Source organism: Streptomyces sp. NPDC051909 (assembly GCF_040681095.1).
Taxonomy (GTDB): Bacteria; Actinomycetota; Actinomycetes; order Streptomycetales; family Streptomycetaceae; genus Streptomyces.
Map to the genome: position 1 here is coordinate 407,277 of NZ_JBFAYA010000004.1, position 20,572 is coordinate 427,848.

The 20,572-nt window shown below is 74.2% G+C and carries 20 protein-coding genes; 9 read left to right on the forward strand and 11 right to left on the reverse strand.

Annotated elements, in window-relative coordinates:
• Positions 1 to 69 precede the first annotated feature (69 nt).
• The 3 genes from AB0M18_RS09335 to AB0M18_RS09345 all read left to right on the forward strand — a co-directional run bounded on the left by AB0M18_RS09335 (position 70) and on the right by AB0M18_RS09345 (position 2,618).
• Entirely contained in the window at positions 70 to 621 is a 552-nt protein-coding gene (locus AB0M18_RS09335) for a 2'-5' RNA ligase family protein (protein ID WP_365756204.1), read from the forward strand.
• Positions 622 to 788: 167 nt separating this feature from the next.
• Positions 789 to 2,204, forward strand: a complete 1,416-nt coding sequence (hemG, locus tag AB0M18_RS09340) for a protoporphyrinogen oxidase (protein WP_365756205.1) — start codon at positions 789 to 791, stop codon at positions 2,202 to 2,204.
• Positions 2,205 to 2,318: 114 nt separating this feature from the next.
• Positions 2,319 to 2,618 carry a DUF1876 domain-containing protein gene (locus tag AB0M18_RS09345; RefSeq protein ID WP_365756206.1) on the forward strand — a complete coding sequence of 100 codons (300 nt, stop codon included), beginning with the start codon at positions 2,319 to 2,321 and terminating at the stop codon, positions 2,616 to 2,618.
• A gap of 204 nt (positions 2,619 to 2,822) precedes the next feature.
• Here the strand turns inward: AB0M18_RS09345 and AB0M18_RS09350 are convergent, their stop codons facing one another.
• From AB0M18_RS09350 to AB0M18_RS09360, 3 genes are all read right to left on the reverse strand, one after another.
• Entirely contained in the window at positions 2,823 to 3,431 is a 609-nt protein-coding gene (locus AB0M18_RS09350) for a CBS domain-containing protein (protein ID WP_365756207.1), read from the reverse strand.
• 529 nt (positions 3,432 to 3,960) lie between these two features.
• A complete protein-coding gene (locus AB0M18_RS09355; RefSeq protein WP_365756208.1) occupies positions 3,961 to 4,626 on the reverse strand; it encodes a GntR family transcriptional regulator in 666 nt (221 codons plus the stop codon).
• The gene (locus tag AB0M18_RS09360) at positions 4,623 to 5,840 is read right to left on the reverse strand and encodes a CoA transferase (protein WP_365756209.1); all 1,218 of its coding nucleotides are present in this window, start codon (positions 5,838 to 5,840) and stop codon (positions 4,623 to 4,625) included. The genes AB0M18_RS09355 and AB0M18_RS09360 overlap by 4 nt, the downstream gene beginning before the upstream one ends.
• A 136-nt stretch (positions 5,841 to 5,976) precedes the next feature.
• On the opposite strand from AB0M18_RS09360, the gene AB0M18_RS09365 reads away from it, so the two are divergent.
• The gene (locus tag AB0M18_RS09365; protein WP_365756210.1) at positions 5,977 to 7,161 is read left to right on the forward strand and encodes an acyl-CoA dehydrogenase family protein; all 1,185 of its coding nucleotides are present in this window, start codon (positions 5,977 to 5,979) and stop codon (positions 7,159 to 7,161) included.
• 86 nt (positions 7,162 to 7,247) lie between these two features.
• Here AB0M18_RS09365 and AB0M18_RS09370 read toward each other — a convergent pair whose 3' ends face one another.
• Both AB0M18_RS09370 and AB0M18_RS09375 read right to left on the reverse strand, forming a co-directional pair.
• Positions 7,248 to 7,751 carry an FBP domain-containing protein gene (locus tag AB0M18_RS09370; protein ID WP_365756211.1) on the reverse strand — a complete coding sequence of 168 codons (504 nt, stop codon included), beginning with the start codon at positions 7,749 to 7,751 and terminating at the stop codon, positions 7,248 to 7,250.
• 124 nt (positions 7,752 to 7,875) lie between these two features.
• A complete protein-coding gene (locus AB0M18_RS09375) occupies positions 7,876 to 9,357 on the reverse strand; it encodes a PLP-dependent aminotransferase family protein (RefSeq protein ID WP_365756212.1) in 1,482 nt (493 codons plus the stop codon).
• 92 nt (positions 9,358 to 9,449) lie between these two features.
• Here AB0M18_RS09375 and AB0M18_RS09380 point away from each other — a divergent pair, with 92 nt between their 5' ends.
• Positions 9,450 to 9,617 carry a hypothetical protein gene (locus tag AB0M18_RS09380; RefSeq protein ID WP_365756213.1) on the forward strand — a complete coding sequence of 56 codons (168 nt, stop codon included), beginning with the start codon at positions 9,450 to 9,452 and terminating at the stop codon, positions 9,615 to 9,617.
• On the opposite strand, the gene AB0M18_RS09385 is transcribed toward AB0M18_RS09380, so the two are convergent.
• Positions 9,602 to 11,011: a DUF6777 domain-containing protein gene (locus AB0M18_RS09385; RefSeq protein WP_365756214.1), complete on the reverse strand. Its 1,410-nt coding sequence runs from the start codon at positions 11,009 to 11,011 to the stop codon at positions 9,602 to 9,604. The genes AB0M18_RS09380 and AB0M18_RS09385 overlap by 16 nt on opposite strands.
• Before the next feature lie 84 nt (positions 11,012 to 11,095).
• Here AB0M18_RS09385 and AB0M18_RS09390 point away from each other — a divergent pair, with 84 nt between their 5' ends.
• Positions 11,096 to 12,478 (forward strand): streptophobe family protein, encoded by a 1,383-nt coding sequence (locus tag AB0M18_RS09390; RefSeq protein ID WP_365756215.1) that lies wholly within the window; start codon positions 11,096 to 11,098, stop codon positions 12,476 to 12,478.
• On the opposite strand, the gene AB0M18_RS09395 is transcribed toward AB0M18_RS09390, so the two are convergent.
• From AB0M18_RS09395 to AB0M18_RS09410, 4 genes are all read right to left on the reverse strand, one after another.
• Positions 12,457 to 12,900: a hypothetical protein gene (locus AB0M18_RS09395; RefSeq protein WP_365756216.1), complete on the reverse strand. Its 444-nt coding sequence runs from the start codon at positions 12,898 to 12,900 to the stop codon at positions 12,457 to 12,459. The genes AB0M18_RS09390 and AB0M18_RS09395 overlap by 22 nt on opposite strands.
• A 346-nt stretch (positions 12,901 to 13,246) precedes the next feature.
• Entirely contained in the window at positions 13,247 to 14,281 is a 1,035-nt protein-coding gene (locus AB0M18_RS09400) for a serine/threonine-protein kinase (protein ID WP_365756217.1), read from the reverse strand.
• Positions 14,281 to 15,054: a hypothetical protein gene (locus AB0M18_RS09405; RefSeq protein WP_365756218.1), complete on the reverse strand. Its 774-nt coding sequence runs from the start codon at positions 15,052 to 15,054 to the stop codon at positions 14,281 to 14,283. The genes AB0M18_RS09400 and AB0M18_RS09405 overlap by 1 nt, the downstream gene beginning before the upstream one ends.
• A 22-nt stretch (positions 15,055 to 15,076) precedes the next feature.
• A complete protein-coding gene (locus tag AB0M18_RS09410) occupies positions 15,077 to 17,539 on the reverse strand; it encodes an FHA domain-containing protein (RefSeq protein ID WP_365756219.1) in 2,463 nt (820 codons plus the stop codon).
• A 141-nt stretch (positions 17,540 to 17,680) separates the two neighbouring features.
• Here AB0M18_RS09410 and AB0M18_RS09415 point away from each other — a divergent pair, with 141 nt between their 5' ends.
• Entirely contained in the window at positions 17,681 to 18,313 is a 633-nt protein-coding gene (locus AB0M18_RS09415; protein ID WP_365756220.1) for a TetR/AcrR family transcriptional regulator, read from the forward strand.
• 53 nt (positions 18,314 to 18,366) lie between these two features.
• Here AB0M18_RS09415 and AB0M18_RS09420 read toward each other — a convergent pair whose 3' ends face one another.
• Entirely contained in the window at positions 18,367 to 19,173 is an 807-nt protein-coding gene (locus AB0M18_RS09420; protein ID WP_365756221.1) for a class II aldolase/adducin family protein, read from the reverse strand.
• A 365-nt stretch (positions 19,174 to 19,538) separates the two neighbouring features.
• Here AB0M18_RS09420 and AB0M18_RS09425 point away from each other — a divergent pair, with 365 nt between their 5' ends.
• The gene (locus AB0M18_RS09425; RefSeq protein ID WP_365756222.1) at positions 19,539 to 20,120 is read left to right on the forward strand and encodes an RNA polymerase sigma factor; all 582 of its coding nucleotides are present in this window, start codon (positions 19,539 to 19,541) and stop codon (positions 20,118 to 20,120) included.
• Positions 20,117 to 20,482, forward strand: coding sequence for a hypothetical protein (locus AB0M18_RS09430; RefSeq protein WP_365756223.1), 366 nt, complete (start codon positions 20,117 to 20,119; stop codon positions 20,480 to 20,482). Before AB0M18_RS09425 ends, AB0M18_RS09430 begins: the two co-directional genes overlap by 4 nt.
• Positions 20,483 to 20,572: the final 90 nt, after the last annotated feature.

Here is a 20,572-nt window from a genome sequence, read left to right on the forward strand (position 1 = left end):
AGTATCGCAGTCTCGCGCCGTGGAAACGAAGCCGCGCCGACTGCGGCGGAGATGACACCATGCGGCGGTATGGCAGATGAAAGCACCAGTGGATTCCAGGCGGGCCAGACGGCACTCATCGTCCGGATACCGGAGGCGGAGCCATCCGTCGGCCGGTGGCGCGCACGGCTCGACCCCTCGGCCCGGGCCGGAGTGCCCGCCCACATCACCGTGCTCTTCCCGTTCCTGGACGAGAGCCGAACCGACGCGCTCGTCCACTCCGCACTCGCGGACGTGCTGGGCAGCCACCCGGCCTTCGACCTGCGGTTCGAGAGATGCGGACGGCTTCCTGGAGTGCTCCATCTCGTTCCCGACCCCGGCACGCGGTTGCGGCAGCTGACGGAGGCGATCGCCGAGCGCTGGCCCGAGGCCCCGCCGTACGGCGGCCGATTCACGGAGATCGTGCCGCACCTGACCGTCGCGCAGGGGCAGGAGGACACCGTCCTGGAGGAGATCGAGGCGGACCTCGTCGGCAGGCTGCCTTTCACGGCTCACGTCTCGTCGGTCGAACTGATCGTTCACGACGGCGTGAAGTGGCGGGAACGGGCGTCGTTCGCACTCGGAGCACGACACGGGTCATGAAGCCCGGCCGGCGAGCCGTGGGCCGGAACGCACGTCTGATGGGGCCGTTCGGCCCCTTTTGTCGGAGTGCGCGCCGCGCGTTCACTGCTCATGGATCTCCGGCCGGCCGACGCTCCGGGACGTGGGCCGGGGATCCGCCGAGCAGTTCTCCCGCGAAAGGCACGCACATGGCTGGTCAGACCACACCGGCACCATCGGCACCATCGACGCCGGGACACGTCGTCGTGGTGGGAGGCGGCGTCTCCGGTCTCGCGGCCGCCCACCGACTCGTCGAGGCGGGCGCCCGGGTGACGCTCCTGGAGGCCTCCGGGCGGCTGGGCGGCAAGCTGTGGGCCGGCGAGATCGCGGGCGTGCCGGTGGACCTGGGAGCGGAAGCCCTGTTCGCGCTCCGGCCGGAGGCGGTCGACCTGGCCCGTGCCGTGGGGCTCGGCGAGTGCCTGGAGCCGGCCGTGACGACCTCCGCGACCGTGTGGAGCCGCGACGCCCACCACCCCATGCCCCGGGGCCACATCATGGGGGTGCCGGGCGACTGGGCGGGACTGGAGGGGCTGGTCTCCCCGGCGGGCATCGCGCGTATGAAGGAGGACCGCACCCTGCCGCCCACCCCCGTCGGAGAGGACGTCGCGATCGGCGCGTACGTCGCAGCACGGTACGGCCGGGAGGTCGTCGACCGGCTCCTGGAGCCCCTGCTCGACGGCGTGTACGCGGGGGACGCCTACCGCATCTCGCTGCGCGCGACCCTTCCCGCCCTCTACGAGGAGACCCGGAAGCACGGCGCGCTGCTCGACGCCGTCGCCTCCCTGCACCGCAGGCCCTCGCCCACCGCGCCCGCCGGTCCGGTGTTCATGGGCATCTCGGGCGGCATCGGCCGACTGCCGGGCGCCGTCGCCGACGCCGTGCGCGACGGGGGAGGGGAGATCCGGCTCGACAGCCGGGTCCTCGGGCTGACCCGTACCGAGGACGGCTGGCGGATCCGCCTGACCGATGGCGTCCTCGCCGCCGACGGCGTGGTCGTCGCCGCCCCCGCCGGGGCGGCGGCGGACCTGCTGCAAGCCGAGAGCCCGGCCGCCGCGGCCGACCTGTCCGGCATCGAGTACGCCTCGCCCGCCCTCGTGACACTGGCCTTCCGCCGTGCCGACCTGCCCGTGCTGCCCGGCGGCAGCGGATTCCTCGTACCGCCGGTGGAAGGGCGCACGATCAAGGCCGCCACACTGCTGTCCCACAAGTGGCGCTGGCTGCGTGAGACGGCCACCGGACTCTTCGTCCTGCGCGCGTCCGTCGGCCGCTACGGGGACGAACGGGCGCTCTCCCTGGACGACGCCGAGCTCGTCCGGGCCGCCCGCCGCGACCTGGGCGAGATCCTGGGGCTGACCGCCGCTCCGGTGGCCTCGCGGGTCAGCCGCTGGCACGACGGACTGCCCCAGTACGCGGTCGGGCACACCGCGCGGACCGAGCGGATCCGGGAGGCGGTCGCGAAGCTGCCGCGCATACGGGTCTGCGGAGCGGCGTACGACGGCGTCGGCATCGCCCACTGCGTGGCGAGCGGCCGGCGGGCGGCCGACGAGGTGCTGGGCGCCGCGTGACGCCGAAGGCTCACCGAGCCGCGGGGCGTGGCGCGAGGGGCGCGGGGGCGGGATCCTGGTAGCAGGAGGGCCGCGCGGTGCCTCCGCGCGGCCGCCCGCACGAGGAGGCAGGCCATGACACGGCACCTGGAGTGGAAGGTCGGCCTGGATCTGGTCGAGGAGAGCGGCAGGACCAAGGCGGAGGCCCGCCTGGACACCGGCACGTCCACCCTCACCGGTCACGGCAGCGCCCGTTGCAACCCGGCGGACGTGGACGTACCGGTGATCGGCGACGACCTCGCCGCGAGCCGGGCCATGAAGGATCTGGCCGGAAAGCTGATGAGGGAGGCCAACCGGGAGATGGAGGCCGTGGGCGCCGACACCGTGCCCCGGCGCACCGGACCCGGATACGGCTGGCCCGAGGCGGTCGAGTGACCGCCCGCCGTCGGTGAACCCCACCGTCCCGGCCCGCCGGTGCCACCCGCACCGGCGGGCCGGCGGTGTGATGCGGGCCGGCACGACCCCGGCGGCGCGGGGCCGGCCCGCAAGGCCGGCCCGCAAGGCCGGCCCGCAAGGCCGGCGGCGCGAGGGGCCCACAGCGCGAGGCCCACAGCGCGGCGGGCTCGTTCCGGCGGGCGGTCAGTCCTCGGCGGGCGCCGGCCCGTCCTCGTACGTCAGCCGGTCCACGACCTCCACGACCCCGTCCACGTCCTCGCAGAGGCGTACGAAGATCGGCGCCAGGCTCTTGCGCGGCAGGGTGCCGGTGAGGGTGACCCGGCCCTCGGCCACGTCGATGTGCAGGGAGGCGGGGGAGAGGCGCAGGATGCGGGTGACCACGTCCTCCACGATCTCCTCCTGGATCGCGCGGTCGCGGCGCAGGAAGAGCTGCAGCAGGTCGGTGCGGCTGAGCACGCCGATCAGACGCCCGTCCGCGTCCACCACCGGCAGCCGCTTCACCCGGTGCCGTTCCATGTGCCGGGCCGCCTCGACCGCCGTCCAGGACGGGCGGGCGCTGACCACGGGGCTGGTCATCATCGCCTCGGCGGTGCTCGGGCCGTCCTTCGCGGTGTGCCGCCGCAACAGGTCCGCCTCCGAGACCACGCCCACCGGCCGGTTGTCGGCGTCGACGACCGGCACGGCGGTGATGCCGTACTCGTCGAGCAGCCGGGCGATCTCCTTGAACGGCGTTCCCGGCTGCACGGCGACCGCGGTCGGCGTCATGAGGTCGGCGACACTGCGGTGCCTCATTGTTCGTCCCGTCCCTTCTCGACTCCTTTGTCCATGATCCCTCACGGATGCCGGACTGCGGGAGGCGGCCCCGGTACACGCCGACCCGGGCCCAGGACGGGTTCCCGTCGGTGTCGTCCTCGGCCGGGAGGAGGGAGTGCTTGAGCCCGGCAAGATCCGGAAGGCACGGCCCAGGTCGGGGCCGGTGCCCCCGTACGGGCCGCGGCGGCTCGTCCGCCGTCTGCTCGCTCGCCGAACACCCCTGCCAGACAGGTGTCGAGCACGTCCACCGCGTCCGGTGCGACGCGCGCCCCGAGATATCCGTCGGGCCGTACGAGGAAAGCCGCCGGCGCCGTCACGGAGTACCGCCGGGCGAACTCGCCCCGCGCGTCCCGGTAGACGGCCGGCCCCGCCGCCGGGGCGGCACCGTCCGGCGTCCAACCCGGCGACACCCCACACACTTCGACCGCTCCGCCCGACAACTCGACCGCCCCTCCCGCACCCGCACCCGCGCCCGCACCAGCGTCGAGGGTCGCGGGCATGGCCGTCCTCAGGCCCGGTCGAGCACCCGGCGCAGCGCCGCCACCGCATGGTCGCGGTGCTCGTCGAGCCACCGCAGCGCCGCCGTCTCGTCGCCCTCGGCGACCGCGGAGACGACCGCCCGATGCTCGTGGACGGCCCGCTCGCGGTGCGGGTCCTCGGCGTAGTACAGCGCCCGGTACGCGTCGGTGGCGTCCCACAGCGTGGCGATCAGGCGCACCAGGCGGGGCATCCCGGAGGCCTCGATCAGGGTGAAGTGGAAGCGCCTGTTGGCCTCGGCCATGACGGTCACGTCACCGGCCCCGGCGGCCCGCTCGACCTCCTCCTGGATCCGTTCGAGGGCGTCGGCGAGGCCGTCGGGGGCGCGGACGAGCGCGGTGCGCACCGCCTCCGTCTCCAGGAGCCGGCGGATCCGGTAGATCTCCTCCAGGTCCGCCAGGGACAACTCGGCGACGTAGTAACCCCGGTGGACGTGGTGCACCACCAGACCCTCGGCCTCCAGGGTCTTCAGGGCCTCGCGCAGCGGCACCCGGCTCACGTCGAGGCGGGCCGCCAGGGCGTCCTGCCGGATCGGGTCGCCCGGCCGCAACTCCCCGGTGGTGATGGCCCGGCGCAGCTCCGTGAGCACGAACTGCTGGGCGGTCGGGGGCCGCCGCCGTTGCACCGCGTCGCTCATCGCCCGCCCGTCCCTTCCTCGATCGGTTCCTCGGACCGCTCCGTCGGTTCCGCCGGTCCCGCCAGTTCGGCGAGTATCTCGGCGGTGTGCTCGCCGAGGCGCGGGGGCGCGGAGCGGTACACGGCCGGCGTGGCGCCGAAGGCGACCGGGTGGGCCACCTGCCCCGGTCCGGCCGCGTCCGTCGGGACCCGCGGCGCGAGCCCGAGCCGCTCGGCGAGCGCGAACGCGCCCCCCAGGTCGTTGATCGGCCCGCACGGCACCCCGGCCGCCGTCAGCTCCTCGAACCAGGCGTCGGCGGTGCGCTCGGCGAGCCGCCGGGACAGTTCGGCGCCCAGCTCCTCCCGGTGCGCGACCCGGGCCGAGTTGGTCGCGAAGCGGGGGTCGTCGGCGAGGGCCGGGGCGCCGATCCGCCCGCACAGGGCGCGGAACTGACGGTCGTTGCCGACGGCCAGGACCAGCGGCCGGTCGCTCGCCTCGAACACCTCGTACGGGGTGATGCTGGGGTGCCGGTTGCCCAGGGCGCGCGGTACGACCCCGGCGGCGAGGTGCGCGGCGGACTGGTTGGTGAGCGCGGAGAGCAGCGAGGTCAGCAGCGAGACCTCGATCCGCTGGCCCTCGCCGGTGCGTTCGCGGTGTCGCAGGGCGGCGAGCACGCCCATGCCCGCGTGCAACCCGGTGATGACGTCGACCAGCGCGACACCCGCCTTGGTGCCGGCGCCACCGGGCTCGCCGGTGACGCTCATCAGCCCGCCCATCGCCTGCACCAGCAGGTCGTAGCCGGGGAGCGCGGCTCCCTCGGCCGAGCCGAAACCGGTCACCGAGCAGTAGACGAGTCCGGGATTGGTCGTGCGCACCCGCTCGTAGCCGAGGCCGAGACGGTCCATGGTGCCCGGGCGGAAGTTCTCCACCAGCACGTCGGCCCGGTCCACGAGCGCCCGGGCGGCGTCCAGACCGGCCGGATCGGCGAGGTCGAGGGCCACGGAACGCTTGTTGCGGTTCACCCCGAGGAAGTAGGTGGCCTGGCCGTCGGCGAACGGCGGGCCCCACGCGCGCGTGTCGTCGCCCGCGCCGGGCCGCTCGATCTTCACGACCTCGGCGCCCAGGTCGGCGAGGAGCATCGTCATGTACGGCCCGGCGAGCACCCGGCCGAAGTCCGCCACGACGATCCCGGACAGGGCGCCGCCCGGGACGGGCTCAGCCTGCTGCGCGTGCATGCCGCTCTCCCTTGCTGGTGATCGGAATCCAGCGGACCGTAGCCAATGGAGATCACATATTCAATACTGGATCCAATATCCGGTCTCCCGCTACGCTGCCGCTCGCCGAGTTGTCACAGTCGCCAGGAGGCCGTCCGTGAAGTCGCCGAATCCGTCGCCCGTCCACCCGCTCGATCTGCTCTCCATCGACGGACTCCTCACCGATGAGGAGCGGGAGATCCGCGGCACCGTACGCACCCTCGCCGACCGCGAGCTGCGCCCGCACATCGCGGAGTGGTTCGAGTCCGGTGTCATCCCGGCCCGCGAACTCGCCCGCACCCTCGGCGGCCTGGGCGTCCTCGGCATGCACCTGGAGGGCTACGGCTGCGCGGGGACCGACTCCGTGGCGTACGGCCTGGCCTGCATGGAGCTGGAGGCCGTCGACTCCGGACTGCGCTCCCTGGTCTCCGTACAGGGCTCGCTCGCCATGTACGCCATCTGGAAGTACGGCTCCGAGGAGCAGAAGCAGCGCTGGCTGCCCGGCATGGCGGCCGGCGAGTACATCGGCTGCTTCGGCCTCACCGAGCCCGACGCCGGCTCCGACCCCGGCGCGATGCGCACCCACGCCAAGCGCGACGGCTCCGACTGGGTCCTCAACGGCACCAAGATGTGGATCACCAACGGCTCGGTGGCCGACGTCGCCGTCGTCTGGGCCCGCACCGAGGACGGCGTCCGCGGCTTCGCCGTGCCCACCGACACCCCCGGCTTCAGCGCGCCCGAGATCAAGCGGAAGCTCTCCCTGCGTGCCAGCGTCACCAGTGAGCTGGTCATGGAGGACGTGCGGCTGCCCGCCGACGCGATGCTTCCGGAGGCCCGCGGCCTGTCCGGCCCGCTCGGCTGCCTCAACGAGGCCCGGTTCGGCATCGTCTTCGGCGCCCTCGGCGCCGCCCGCGACTGCCTGGAGGCGGCGATCTCGTACGCGGGCGACCGCACCGTCTTCGCCCGCCCGCTCTCCTCGTACCAGCTCACCCAGCAGAAGCTGGCCGACATGGCCGTGGAGCTCGGCAAGGGCATGCTGCTCGCCGTCCACCTCGGGCGCCTCAAGGACGCCGGCACCCTGACCCCCGAGCAGATCAGCGTCGGCAAGCTCAACAACGTGCGCGAGGCGATCGCCATCGCCCGCGAGTGCCGCACCATCCTCGGCGCCAACGGCATCACCCTCGAATACCCGGTGCTGCGTCACGCCAACAACCTGGAGTCGGTGCTCACCTACGAGGGCACCAGCGAGGTCCACTCGCTGGTCATCGGCAAGGCGCTCACCGGTGAACAGGCCTTCCGCTGAGTCTGGGTCTGGGTCTGGGTCTGGGGTTGAGTCTGGGCCCGAGCCTGAAGCCGCGGCTGAGCGTGGGCTGAGCCGCGGCCGGCCGATCAGCCTGCCGTGACCCGGCCGACGAAGCCGTGCAGATTGCCCATCATGCGCGCGAGCTGCTCGTCGAGGGTCAGCGACTCCTCGTGCCGCTGCCCGCGAAGTTTCGGCTGCCGCCTGCCCCGTACGTACAGCGGGCAGGCGAGGTCGGCGCAGATGTACGTCCCGACCGTGTTGCCCTCCCGGCCCCGGGTGCCGGCCAGCGGCGCGGCCAGCAGCGTCACGCCCGAGGAGGCGTGCGAGGTCAGACAGATCTGGCACATGCTGGACTTCATCGCGCTGGTGCGGCCGACCGCCGGCACCCGCAGCGTGACGCCGACCGGCCCCTCGGGGCCCGGCACCACGACATGCGCGCGCAGCGGCGCGCCCGGGTCGACCCAGCCCAGGAAGTCCAGGTCGGGCCAGGGCAGCTCGGCGAAGTCGAGCGGCAGCCTCATCCGGGCCGCGTCACCCTTCGTACAGTTCACGAAGGACGCGCGGATCTCTTTCTCGGTCAGTGGTTCCACTCGCTCGACCGTACACACGGCCCCTGCCCCGGGCATCCGATTATCGGTGCGCCCACGGTGAGGTGTACGGCTGAGGCGTGCGGCCGAGGTGTACGGCTGAGGCGTACCGTTCACGCCTCAGTCCTCAGGCCACCCAGTCCGGCAGCGCCGGGTCCGCGAACGGTGCCGGTGCCCCGGCGAGCGCTGCCGCGAGCCGCTCCGCCGCCGTGTCGTACACCTCGGCCGGCAGCGCGTACGGAATCCGCAGCCGGTGCTCGTGGGTGCCCGGATCCACCCCGAACCGCGCGCCGCCCTCCACCCGCACCCCGTGCCGCAGCGCGTGCTGCGCGAGCTGTGAGGCCATCGGCCGGCCCAGGTCGATCCACAGGCACAGACCGCCCGGCGGCAGCGTCCAGCGCCACTCCGGCAGATGCGTGGCGAGCGCCGCCACCAGTGCTTCACGGCGCCGCCGCAGCTCCGCGGCCCGCCCCGGCAGCAGCGGGTCGATCCGGTCCAGCAGCGCGACGGCCACCAGCTGGTCCAGGACCGAGCCCGCCAGGTCGTGCGTGATCCGCACCCGCGCCAGCTCCGTCACCACCCGTGCCGAGGCCCGCGCCCAGCCGACCCGGAGGCCGCCCCAGCAGCTCTTGCTCAACGAGCCCACACCGATGATCTGCTCCCCGGCCCCCGGCCCCGCCGAGCCCGCGAACGGCCGCGGCGCCGGCACGTCGAGCGCGATGTCGGACAGCGTCTCGTCCACCACCAGCCAGGTCCCGGTGGCCCGCGCCGCCCGTGCCACCTCCCGCCGCTGCTCCTCCGGCATCAGCCGGCCGGTCGGATTGTGGAAGTCCGGGATCAGATACGCGAGCCGGGGTGCCGTCTGCCGCAGTGCCGCGTCGATCAGCCCGCTGTCCCAGCCCGCCTCGGTGACCGGCACCGGGGTGATCCGCATCCGCCGCCCGCGCATCGCGTCCAGGGCGTTGGTGTACGAGGGGTTCTCGGCGAGCACCCGGTCTCCGGGGCCGCCGAGCAGGGCGAACGCCAGGGCCAGCGCCTGCTGGGCGCCCGTGGTGACGAGGATCTGCTCGGGCCGGGTGGGCAGTCCGCGCGCCGTGTACCGGTCGGCGATCGCCGCCCGCAGCTCCGGCAGCCCGTACGGGTGGTAGCCCTGGCTCGCCGCGTAGCGCGGCAGCTCGGCGGCGGCCCGCGCCAGGGCGTCGGACAGCACGTCGGCGGGCGCCTCGGGCGCGGCGAGCGCGAGGTCGATCACCGTGCCGGAGTCGCCGTGCAGCGCGGCCGGGCCGACCGGCGGCTGCCCCTCCGGCAGCGCGGTCCAGGTGCCCGCGCCCTGCCGGCTGTGCGCGTACCCGCTCTCCCGCAGCAGGTCGTACGCGCCGGTGACGGTCGTACGGGACACCCCGAGGGCCACCGCGAGCTCCCGCTCGGCGGGCAGCCGAAGGCGCAGCGCGACCCGTCCGTCGAGCAGCGCCTGCCGCACCGCCCGGGCCAGCTCGCGATAGCCGAACCGCCCGTCGGCCGGCGGCGTGAGCAGGGTCGCCAGCTGGCGTCCGCTCAAGGTGCGGTCCGACACGGTGCCCACGGAGCGGACCACTCGACCGTCTGCCATGCCAATCACTCCTCATTGGCTGTGCTCTCCAGGCCAATAAGGCTACAGACTCCCCTCAGTGGCCTGATGGCCCTGGGGAAGGAGCGTGGAACATGTCCGGACGGTTCACCGATCGCGACGAAAGGACCTGGCAGCGGCGGACCGAGGAGAGGATCGCCGAACCGTGGGACCTCGGCGCCCGGCTCCGGTCCCTGCTGGCCCGCCTCCGCGCCCGCGCCGCTCCGGAGAGCTGCGGGCCGCCCGCTCAGATCAGCGGCTGACGGCCGGGCGCGCCCGGCGCCGGCGGGTCCGACGAGGACACGCTCGGCGACAGGCTCGCCGAGGTGCTCGCCGACGCGCTCGCGGAGTTGTCGGTCGTGGCGCCGTCCGTCGTGGCGCCGTTCGAGGTCAGGTCGGTGGCCGGGGTCGACGCCGAGGCCGTCGACTCCGTGGGGGTCGACGGGGTCGCGGGCGACGAAGGTGTCGAGGTCGAGGGGGTCGGCGTCGGCGTGGACGGGGTCGGCGAGGTCGGGGTGAGCGTCGACGGGCACGGCGAGGGCGTCACGCCGCCGCTGGGCGTCGGGGTCTGTGTACCCGTCACCGTCACGCACGGCACCGGAGACGACGGCGACGTCGAGGGAGACTTCGACGGGGTCGGCGTGGGCTGCGGCGGGGGAGTGGTGTGGCGGTCGTGCTTGCCCGTGTCGCCCGACTGCCGGGCGATCCAGCGGTCGGTGTTCGGGTCGTAGATCACGAAGACGTTGATCACGGTCACCGAGGGCTGCACGTACACGACATTGCTCGTGCGGTAGCCCGGCCAGGCCTGGCCGACCGGCTTCGGCGACTTCTGCGCCACCGGCGGGGTCAGCGGGTTGCCGCACGCGCAGCGCACCCGTGGCACCCCGTGGTCGTCCACCAGGACGGCGGTGCCCGCCTGGAGCACCGACTGGTACGGGGTCGCCTTGCCGCCGCTGAAGCCGTGGTTGGTGACCCGGGTGTCCACGCGCAGCTGAACCGACGTCAGGGAGCGCAGGAATCCCGGGACTTCGTTGGCGGACACGCCGACGGTGGAGGCGAAGGCCGCGTTCTTGGCGGGTTCGTCGGCGAGGAAGCGGATCTGCTGTTCCACGTCGCAGGCCGCCGTGCGGTGCGTGCCCCCGTACAGGCCGGGCGTCGAACCCGTCACGCTGCGCGTCGCGTTGGTGTCCTCGCCGGACGCGCTGGGCAGCGCGGGCGGCGAGATGGTCGCGGCGTCCGTGCGGGCCGTGGAGCGGGTGAAGGGATCGGGGCCGCTCGCCGAGGTGTTCTGCAGGAACACCTCGCCGCCGCCCGCGCCGCCGCCCTGGTTCGACTTGTCGCCGCCGCTCTGGGTGAGCACGACGACCAGCGCCACGGCAGCCACCACGACGGCCGTCAGAGAGGCGACCTTGGGGATGGAGCGGTACCAGGGGCCGCCGCCCCCGCCGTCGGGTGCGCCGCCGCCCGTACCGCCGGAATCACCCCCGCCGCCCGAGCCGCCACCGCCGCCCCCGCCGCCGCGCGAGCCGTCGTGCGGCGGGGCGGGCGGGGGCGGGGGAGCGGTCTGGCCGGGGCGCGTCGAGGGGCCCGAGAGGGGCCCCGAGGGCGGGCCGGTGGGAGGCACCGAGGGCTGACCGGACGGTGGGTGGGAAGTCACGTTTTTCCCTTTCTTCCGTTCCGCGCCCATTGTGTGCTCCGATCCGGTGCCGCCCGCAAGCGGACGGCACCCGCCGGTATTAGCGTGGGCACCGTGAGCACTCGGCTCCCCACCCCACCCCGCCCGGCCGCGCCCCCCGACACCGCCGGGCAGGCGGCCCGCAGCGCCCTGTGGGCCCTTGCCGCCGTCGTGGCGGGCGTCCTCGCGATGGGCGTCACCGCCGGCCTCGGCCTGTGGGCCGCCGGCGCGGCCGATCTCCCCGGCGGCACCGGCGCGTTCATAGCCGTCCTCGCCGCCGTCGTGGTCATGGCCTCGGGCGGCCAGATCGCCCTCTCCGGGGACGCCGGAGCCCTTGCCGGCACACAGGCCGAACTCACCGCCATGCCGCTCTCCGTCACCCTGGTGGGCGCACTCGTCACCGGCGCCGTGTTTCTGCGACCCCTGCGCCACCACGCCGTCGCCCCCGCCCGCGCGCTCCTCGCCCTCGCCGTCCCCACCGTCCTGCTCTGGCTCGCCGCGCTCGGCGGCCTCTCCGCACTCGCCCGGCACGACTTCCCCATCAGCCTCGGCGGCGGCACCAGCGAGGACACCGGGGACCTCGGCGACCTCTTCAAGGACCTGCTGGACGCCGCCGACCCCAAGGTCGGCTTCACCACCGACGTCGGCCCCACCCTCTTCTACGGCCTGCTCTGGATCCTCGGCGTCCTCGTCGTCGCCCTCCTGGTCTCCCGCAGCGCCCCGCTGCCCGCCCGCTACGTCCGCCGCCACCAGGCCGTCCGCCCCGCCGCCTCGGCCATGCTGCTCCTGCTCCTCGCGTACGTGGCCGTCGCCCTCGTCATCGGCCTGGTCGTCGCCGCCACCAAGGGCCACACCGCCGAGACCTTCGCCGTGCTGCTCCTCGGCCTGCCGAACGTCGCCTGGCTCGCCCTCGGCGTCGGCATCGGCGGCTCCTGGGAGGGCCGCGTCGAGGGTCCCTTCGGCCTGCCCATGCCGCAGATCCTCGACTCCGTCCTGCGTGGCGGCGACGGCGGCAAGGACCTCTCCACCGTCGACCTCGGCTCCCTCGCCTCCTACGACGCCCGCGCCTGGTGGCTGCTCCCCATCGCCGCCGTCCTGATCCTCGGCGCCGCCTTCGTCATGGCCGTCCGCTCCCCGGCCCGCGTCAGGCCCTGGCAGCACGGCCTCCACCTCGGCGTCGCCTTCGGCCTCGCCGTCCTGGTGGTCATGCCGCTCACCCTCGTCGAGGCCCGCTTCGGCCTGTCGATCCTCGGCATCGGCGACCTCGGAGCCCTCGGCGCCGAGGTGATCCTGCGCCCCAACCTCTGGGCCATGTTCGGCCTCGCGGTGCTCTGGGGCATGGTCGCGGGCATCATCGCCGGTTTCCTGGCCACCCGGGTGCGGCGCCGCGGCGAGGTCCCGGCGGACACGTCCCGTACGGAAGCCCCTCAGGCGCCTCGGGCCCCCTGAGGGGTCGCGGCGCAGGCGCGGTCGCCCGCGTCGTCCAGCAGGAAAGGCACGTGCGAGGTGCTGCCGCCGTGGCGCAGGGTCAGCAGGATCTCGCCCTTGGTGTAGTCCGGGAACCACACGGCGTACAGCGTGCGGGCCCCGCCCGAGACGGTGCCGACCCGGATGACCTCTACGGGAGTGCCGCTGCAGCTCGCGGCCGTCACCTGGGCGTGGTCGGCCGCGAAGATCCGGCCCCAGCCGTGGGCGAAGGAGGTGAAGAGCGGGCTGACGCCGCCCGCCTGCTTCAGCGGCGGATCGTGCGGGTTCGTGCTGCAGCCCCGCGTCCGGACTCCGTCGACGCCGACCGTGGCGTCGCACAGCCGCCCGTCCGCCGTCTCCCACACATAGGCCGCCGCCCCGGTCGGCCACGCGTCCACCAGCATCAGCCCGCCCGGGCCTGCCGCATCGTCCGTGGTTGCGAGGGTCCGGACCAGCTGCCCACGAGTCCGGTCGGCGACCTCCGCACGGGACGGCGGCGACGGAGTGGGCGCGGCCGTCGGCGACGAAGAGGCGCCCGAAGAGGCGCCCGAGGGCCCGGAGGCCCCCGTGGACGCCGCCGCGCCGGGCGCCCGCCCGCCCCCGGAACAGCCCGCCAGAGCCGTGACCAACAGTGCCGCCCCAACGGCGGCACGAAGTACGTAACGCATGATCCCCCCGGTTTCGCCGATCATCCCCTCGGTGTCGCCAGATGATCGCAGCGGCGCACCCGTGGCCGCAATCGTGATCCGCTCAGGAACCCAGGGACCTGAACACCGGCCGCGCCCACGCCGGCGGCTCCGGCGGCGGGCTCACCGGGCGCTCCTCGGTGCCGCCGCGGAACGGGCGGCGGCTGCGCTCGCCGCGTTCCAGGGCCGCCCGCAGTTCCGCGACGAACTCCACGCACGTGGCGTACCGCTCCTCCGGCGCCTTCGCCAGGGCCCGCGCGAAGACCTCGTCCGCGGCCTCCGGGAGGCCCTCGCGCTCCTCCGAGAGCGGGGGCGGCGGGTCGTACTGGTGGGCCCACAGCAGGGCCATGTCGTCGTCCCTGCGGAACGGCGGCACCCCGGTCAGGGTCTCGAAGACCACACAGCCCAGGCTGTAGACGTCGCAGCGGCCGTCGACCGGCTTGCCCGAGATCTGTTCCGGGGCCACGTAGTCGAGCGTGCCCACGAACTGGCCGACGGTGGTGAAACCGGTGAGCGACAGGGACTTCTTCGTCAGGCCGAAGTCGGTCAGATAGACGTGCTCCGGGTGCTCCCGGTCGGTGCCCTCGGCCACCAGGATGTTCCCCGGCTTCACGTCCCGGTGCACCAGGTCGTGCGCGTGGGCAGCGTCCAGGGCCGAGGCCACCTGGGCCGCGATCCGGCCCGCCGCCACGGGGTCGAGGGGGCCCTCCCGGTCGAGCAGGGCCCGCAGATCCTGCCCGGGGACGTAGCGCATCGCGATGTAGAGCACACCCTCCGTCTCGCCCGCCTCGAAGACCGGCACGATGTGCGGATGGTCGATCGCCGCGGCGACCCGCGACTCGTGCGCGAAGCGCTTGCGGAAGGTGTCGTTGCGGGCCAGCTCCGGGGCGAGCAGCTTCAGTGCCACCGTGCGCTCCAGTCGTACGTCGAAGGCCCGGTACACCACGGCCATGCCGCCGCGCCCGATCTCCTCCTCCACCAGATAGCCCGCGATCCGCTTGCCGAGCAGCCCCGAGTCCCGGCCGGCGGCGGGCAGCCCGGGGTGGGTGGTGGGGTGCGGCTCCGCACCGGGGGCCGTGTCCTCGTGGTCCCGCGCCATCAGCCCTCACCCGACCCGTCCGCCGGCGGTGGTGGCGGCGGTGCGACGACCCGGGTGGGTTCCGGGACCACCGGCGGGCCGGGCTCCGACGGCCCCGGCTCCGGCGCGCCCGGCTCCGGCCCGTCCTGGCGGAGCTGCGGCACCACCTGGGTCGGCTCGTGCCCGAGGTCCGGCGCCGCGGCGGCCGCCGCCGACGGCCCCGACGAGGCCGCGTACGTGCTCAGGCCGGTGCCGTCGCAGTACACCCAGCGCTCGTGCTCCGCGTCGTACAGCCACAGCGACTCGCCGTCCACGACCATCCCCACCCGCAGCCCCCGGGTCCGGGTCCGGAAGGTCTCCCCGTCCGCCCGGCCCGCCGCCAGTTCCTCCGCCGCGCGCCGATAGCGCCCGAGGGCGTCCTCGGCCCGGGCCATCAGCGGCCGGGGATCGGCGGTACGGGCGGCGGGTCGGCCAGCGGCGGGCGGATCGGCCGGTACGGAGACGAGCAGCCGCGCGTCCACCCACGCCGACCAGCCGTTGGAGCACAGCACCTGCCCCCAATCGCCGACCCGCGCGGTCAGCCGAACCGGCAGGAACGCGTCGAGGGACTGCGTCGGCACCGCCGGATCCGGCGCCTCCCAGGCCGGCAGCCCGTCGCCCGGCACCACGTGCGTGGGCCGGAAGTCCGGTACGCCCGCCTCGAAGCCCGCACCCGCACCCGCCCCAGCGCCCACGCCGGTGCCCGGGGCAGGCGCGCCGCCCGCCCCGTACTCCGGCATCCCGTCCACAGCCACCACGGCTCCCTGCCTCCGCTCGCTACCCGCGCATCACGACCGGCTCGTGCCGACGCAGCAGCCGGGACACCACGACCCCCAGGACGACACACAGCACCACCAGCATGCCCATGTCGAAGAGCCACGCGCCCACCGTGTGGGCCATCAGCGGATCCGCCGTCTTCTCGCCCGGCACCGTCTTCCCGATGTCGATCGTCGCGCCCATCGCCGCGAACGCCCACCGCGACGGCACCAGCCACGCCAGCTGCTCCAGGACCGGCGTACCGCGCACGTTCAGGAGCGCGCCGCAGAACACCACCTGCACGATGGCGAGGAGGACGAGCAGCGGCATCGTCACCTCCTCCTTGCGCACGAGGGCGGAGACGAACAGGCCGAGCATCATCGCCGTGAACGCGAGCAGCGCGACGGCCAGGGTGATCTCGACGAGCGGCGGCATCAGCACCCCCTTGCCGCCCGGCACGTTCAGCGGCACACCGATCAGTGCCACCAGGGTCAGCACCACCGCCTGCACGACGGTGACCACGCCGAGGACGACCACCTTGGACATCAGATACGCCGAGCGCGACAGGCCGACGGCTCTCTCACGGCGGTAGATCGTCCGCTCCTTCACCAGCTCGCGCACCGCGTTCGCCGCGCCCGTCAGGACGCCGCCGACGCACAGGATGAGCAGCACGTTCAGCGTCGACTCGGGGTTGAGACTGCCCTCCGAGAGGGCGCGTGCCATCGCGCCCATGACGAACGGCAGCGCCACCATGATGGCCAGGAAGGTCCGGTCGGCGGACAGCGCCGCCGCGTACCGCCGGACGAGGGTGCGGAGCTGGGAGCCCCAGCTCTGCGCCTTCGGCGGCGGCTCCGGCGCGCGGGGCGACCCGACGCCGGCGGCCGCGCCCGGTGCGGGCTGCCGTACCGACGGGTCCTCGATGTACTGCCGGTGGAAGCGCGAGGCCCGGAAGCGGCCCGCCCAGTCGCGCTCGCGGTCGTTCTCGAAGGCCTCGAAGGCCTCCGGCCACTGCGCGAAACCGAAGAAGTCCAGGGTGTCGCCGGGCGGGCCGTAATAGGCGACCCGGCCGCCCGGCGCGAGCACGAGCAGCCGGTCGCACACGTCCAGGCTGAGCACGCTGTGGGTGACGACGACGACCGTCCGCCCGTCGTCCGCGAGCCCGCGCAGCATGTGCATCACCGAGCGGTCCATGCCCGGGTCGAGCCCGGAGGTCGGCTCGTCGAGGAAGAGCAGGGAGGGTTTGGTGAGCAGTTCGAGCGCCACGCTCACCCGCTTGCGCTGGCCGCCGGACAGGCTGTGGATCGGCTGCCCGGCCCGCTCCTCCAGGCCCAGTTCCCGGATCACCTCGTCGACCCGGGCGCGCCGCTCGCCGGGCACGGTGTCCTCGGGGAAGCGCAGCTCGGCGGCGTACGCGAGGGCGCGCCGCACGGTGAGCTGGAGGTGCAGGATGTCGTCCTGCGGGACGAGGCCGATGCGCTGGCGCAGCTCGGCGTAGTCCCGGTAGAGGTCGCGGCCGTCGTAGAGCACGGTTCCCCGGTCGGCGGGCCGCTGCCCGGTCAGCGCGCCGAGCAGGGTCGACTTGCCCGCCCCGGACGGGCCGACGACGGCGAGCAGGCACTTCTGCCCCACTGGGAACGAGACGCCGTCGAGCAGGGTCTTGCGGCCGTGGTCGACGGTCACCGCCAGCTCCTGCACGTCGAGCGAGACCTCGCCGGTGTCGGTGAACTCGACCAGGTTCCCGCCGATCAGACAGAAGGCGCAGTGCCCGATGCCGACGATGTCCTCCGCCGTCACCCGGGCCTCCGCCACGGGACGCCCGTTGAGGAAGGTGCCGTTGTGGCTGCCGAGGTCCTGGATCCAGTACGTGCCGTCCGGCGCCGCCCGCAGCTCGGCATGCCGCCGCGAGACGGTCAGATCGTCCACCACCAGGTCGTTGTCGGGGGCCCGGCCGATCCGGATGCTGCGGGTGGGGAGCGGACGTACGGACGTCGGCTGCCGGAAGGTGCCGGTGAGGGCGGGGTACGAGACGGAGGACGGGCGCGGCGGAGACGCGGCGCCCGCTTCCGGGGCCGGGGGCGAGGGCGGGGCCGGGGCCGGGGCCGACGCGGCGGGCTCGGCGACCTGGGGAGGTGCAGGGGCCGGGGGCGGCTCGGGAGCCGCGGGCGCGGCGGGGAGCAGCCGGGCGCGGGGGCCGTCGGCGGGGTGTCCGAAGCGGATGACGGTGCCGGGGCCGACGGCGCTCAGCGCCACGCGGCGGTCGTCGGCGAAGGTGCCGTTGGTACTGCCCTCGTCCTCCAGGGTCCAGTGGTCGCCCACCGCCCGCAGCACCGCGTGGTGCCAGGACGTCCGGGCGTCGGCGAGGACGAAGTCACTGGTGGGGTCGCGCCCGATGCGATAGACGCGGCCAGGGTTCATCACGGTCGCGTCCCCGTCGATCTCGAGGACCAGCTCGGGTGCGGCGGGCGCAACGGGCCGCTGTCCCATGCGTGAATCTTAACGTCGCGGGCCGCCGCGTGCCCGGGCGAGCACCGGGGACGGGAGCCCCGAGGAGCCGCGCCGGTATCGTGGGCGGCCGACCCGCCCCGAGGACGTGTCCGAGGCGGACCCGACAAGGAGGAACCCCCCGTGCCGAAAGGTGTCACCAAGCGCCGGCCGCGCACCCGCGCGGCCCTGTTGCGGGCGGCCCTGGAGACCTTCGCCGAGCACGGCTTCCACGCGGCGTCCATCGAGCAGATCTGCGAGCGCGCCGGCTTCACGCGCGGCGCCTACTACTCGAACTTCGCCAGCAAGGAAGAGCTCTTCCTCGCCCTCTTCGACGAGCACGGCGAACGGATCGTGAACCGCCTCGCCGAGCAGATCGACGCGCTCGCGCCCGAGGACTACTCGCTGGAGCGGCTCGCCGAACTGGCCTCGCGGGTCGAGCCGGACGAGCGTGACTGGTACCTGGTGAGCATGGAGTTCACCCTGCACGCGATCCGGGACCCGCAGGCCGCATGGGCACTCGCCCGGCACGACGCCCGGCTGCGCGCCGAGCTCGCGCGCGGCATCGAGCTCGTCGTACGCCGCTCGGGGCGCGAACTCGCCGTGGACGCCGACCGGTTCGCCCGGCTCGTGGTCGCCCTGCGCGAAGGCGGCCTGGCGCAGAGCTATGTAGAACCGGACGCCCTGCCGCCCGGCACCCTCGAACGGGACTTCCTGGCCCCGCTGCTCGCGTCCGTCACCCGGCCGGAACGCGCCGCCGCGCGGGACGGCGCCTGACGGCCCCAGCCGCCCCGGCCGCCCCGGCCGACGGCCCCGGGGCCGAGCCCGGCTCAGTCGAACAGGTCCGGATCCGAGGCCGTGATCTGGTCCCACAGCGGCCGGGCCTGGAACCAGCCGGCGATCGAGGTCCCGACCTGCCCCCGGGTGAGCAGCGCCGTCTCCCGGTCGATCAGCTGCGGCGTCCCCGCCGCCATCGCGAGCAACTGCGCCTGGCACGAGCGCTCCATGGTGACGAACCACCACACCGCCTCGGCCACCGAGCGCCCCACCGTGAGCAGGCCGTGGTTCTTGAGGATCACCGCCTTGTACGGGCCGAGCGCCTTCGCCACCCGCGCGCCCTCGTCCAGCTCGTTCACCACGCCCCGGTAGGCGTCGTAGATCCCGTGGTCCTCGAAGAACGCGCAGGCGTCCTGCGTGATCGGGTCCAGCGGAACACCCAGGCTGGAGAAGGCCTTTCCGTGCAGCGAGTGCGAGTGCGCGGCGGCGATCGCGTCTGGCCGGGCCGCGTGCACCTGGGAGTGGATCACGAACGCGGCCCGGTTCACCGGCCGCCGCCCGTCGACCACCCGGCCCTCGTGGTCGACCCGGATCAGGTCCGAGGCCCTGATCTGGCCGAAGCTCATGCCGAACGGGTTGACCCAGAAGGTGTCCGGGTCCTCCGGGTCGCGCACGGTGATGTGCCCGGCGACGCCCTCGGAGAAGCCGAACCGCCCGAAGATCCGGAAACCGGCGGCCAGTTGCTCCCTGCGGTACCGGCGCTCCTCCTCGACCGAGTCGAAGGTGGGCGGCAGCGGCAGGGTGACGCCCTCCGGCAGCGGACCGACGGCGGCGGCGAGGGCGGGCGGCAGGGAGCTCATCGGGTCCTCCGGGAGAGGCGTGCGGCGGGTGCCGGGCTGGGGGCGCGCGAAAAGATACGACGGTGTATCCGCAGCGGCAATGACCCCTCCGCTCACCCTCCCGTCGGTCTTCCCGGCGAACAGGGCGCGTCCTCGGTGAATCCTTTTCGGGTCCGCCCGCCTCTAGTCCACACAGCCGGCCGCTCGGGCCGGCCCGGAGGACGGAGACAAGCGGATGATGATCGCGGGCATCGTGGTGGTCGGAGTACTGCTCATGGGGGCGTGCACCTGGCACCTGACGCAGCGCAGGAAGCGCGCGAACCGATGAGGACGGTCCGAAGCACGCCGGTCCGGAGCAGGACGGTCCGGAGCACAAGGGGGAAGACATGAGTCGAGCGGCCTTCAGCTGGCCCGACGAGCACCTGATCAGGGCCGCCCAGGACGGCGACGTCGGGTCGCTCACCACGGTCGTCAGGGAGTCGCAGCCGCACGTGCGGAAGTTCGCCCGCACGCTCTGCGCCTCGCCGCAGGACGCGGAGGACGCGGCACAGGAGGCGCTGATCGTCCTCTACCGGAAGATCGGCACGCTGCGGGCCACGGGCGCGCTCGCCTCCTGGATGTTCCGGATCGTGCGCCACGAGTGCCTCCGGCAGGTGCGGCAGCTCGCCGGGCGCGGCGAGCTGCCGCCGGCCGGACCGGAGGTGTGCGCCGAGCCGTCGGCGGAGGAGGCGGCCCTCCAGGTCCTCGAGGTGGAGCGGATCGCGGCCGCGATCGGCGCCCTGCCCGAGGACCTGCGCCGGGTCCTGATCCTGCGCGACCTCCAGGGCCTGCCCGGCAAGACCGTGGCCCGCACCCTCGGCCTGAGCACCCCGGCCATGAAGTCCCGGCTGCACCGGGCCCGTACGGCCCTGCGCGGCTCCCTCGCCCCGCCCCGTGAAGCGCTCCGTGAAGGAGGACGACGCCCGTGACCGCCTCGACGAATCCGCCGAAGCCGACGCGGCCGGCGGAACGCAGCTACGCGAGCAGCTCCGTCCCGCGCCACCTGGCCCGCGGCGCCCTGGGCCTCGGCCTGATCGCCGTACCGATCGCCCTGGTCCCCACGCTGGGCCCGCTCGTCCTGCTGGCGGCCCCGCTGAGCCTGATCGCCTTCCGGGGCTGCCCCACCTGCTGGATGGTCGGCCTGGTGCAGACGCTCTCCCGCGACCGTCTGCAGCGCGAGTGCGTGGACGGCGTCTGCACCCTGACCCGGGCCGATCCGGCCCACCGGCACGAGGCCGGGGACCGGGCGGGGGCCGGGACCGGGCACGGGAGCGAGCGCATCGCGGCCTAGGCCGTGTCTGACAAATCCCGCCTGGCGCGCGACGCCCGGCACGCACACGCGCTGCGTTGTCGGAGTCATCCAAGTACGTCCAGTACGAGG

Excerpts from the sequence above, each read along its gene's own strand:
- AB0M18_RS09335 (WP_365756204.1), top strand. The coding sequence starts at position 70 with ATGGCAGATGAAAGCACCAGTGGATTCCAGGCGGGCCAGACGGCACTC.
- hemG (WP_365756205.1), top strand. The coding sequence starts at position 789 with ATGGCTGGTCAGACCACACCGGCACCATCGGCACCATCGACGCCGGGA.
- AB0M18_RS09345 (WP_365756206.1), top strand. The coding sequence starts at position 2,319 with ATGACACGGCACCTGGAGTGGAAGGTCGGCCTGGATCTGGTCGAGGAG.
- AB0M18_RS09350 (WP_365756207.1), bottom strand. The coding sequence starts at position 3,431 with ATGAGGCACCGCAGTGTCGCCGACCTCATGACGCCGACCGCGGTCGCC.
- AB0M18_RS09355 (WP_365756208.1), bottom strand. The coding sequence starts at position 4,626 with ATGAGCGACGCGGTGCAACGGCGGCGGCCCCCGACCGCCCAGCAGTTC.
- AB0M18_RS09360 (WP_365756209.1), bottom strand. The coding sequence starts at position 5,840 with ATGCACGCGCAGCAGGCTGAGCCCGTCCCGGGCGGCGCCCTGTCCGGG.
- AB0M18_RS09375 (WP_365756212.1), bottom strand. The coding sequence starts at position 9,357 with ATGGCAGACGGTCGAGTGGTCCGCTCCGTGGGCACCGTGTCGGACCGC.
- AB0M18_RS09380 (WP_365756213.1), top strand. The coding sequence starts at position 9,450 with ATGTCCGGACGGTTCACCGATCGCGACGAAAGGACCTGGCAGCGGCGG.
- AB0M18_RS09395 (WP_365756216.1), bottom strand. The coding sequence starts at position 12,900 with ATGCTGGTGGACGCGTGGCCGACCGGGGCGGCGGCCTATGTGTGGGAG.
- AB0M18_RS09400 (WP_365756217.1), bottom strand. The coding sequence starts at position 14,281 with ATGGCGCGGGACCACGAGGACACGGCCCCCGGTGCGGAGCCGCACCCC.
- AB0M18_RS09410 (WP_365756219.1), bottom strand. The coding sequence starts at position 17,539 with ATGGGACAGCGGCCCGTTGCGCCCGCCGCACCCGAGCTGGTCCTCGAG.
- AB0M18_RS09420 (WP_365756221.1), bottom strand. The coding sequence starts at position 19,173 with ATGAGCTCCCTGCCGCCCGCCCTCGCCGCCGCCGTCGGTCCGCTGCCG.
- AB0M18_RS09425 (WP_365756222.1), top strand. The coding sequence starts at position 19,539 with ATGAGTCGAGCGGCCTTCAGCTGGCCCGACGAGCACCTGATCAGGGCC.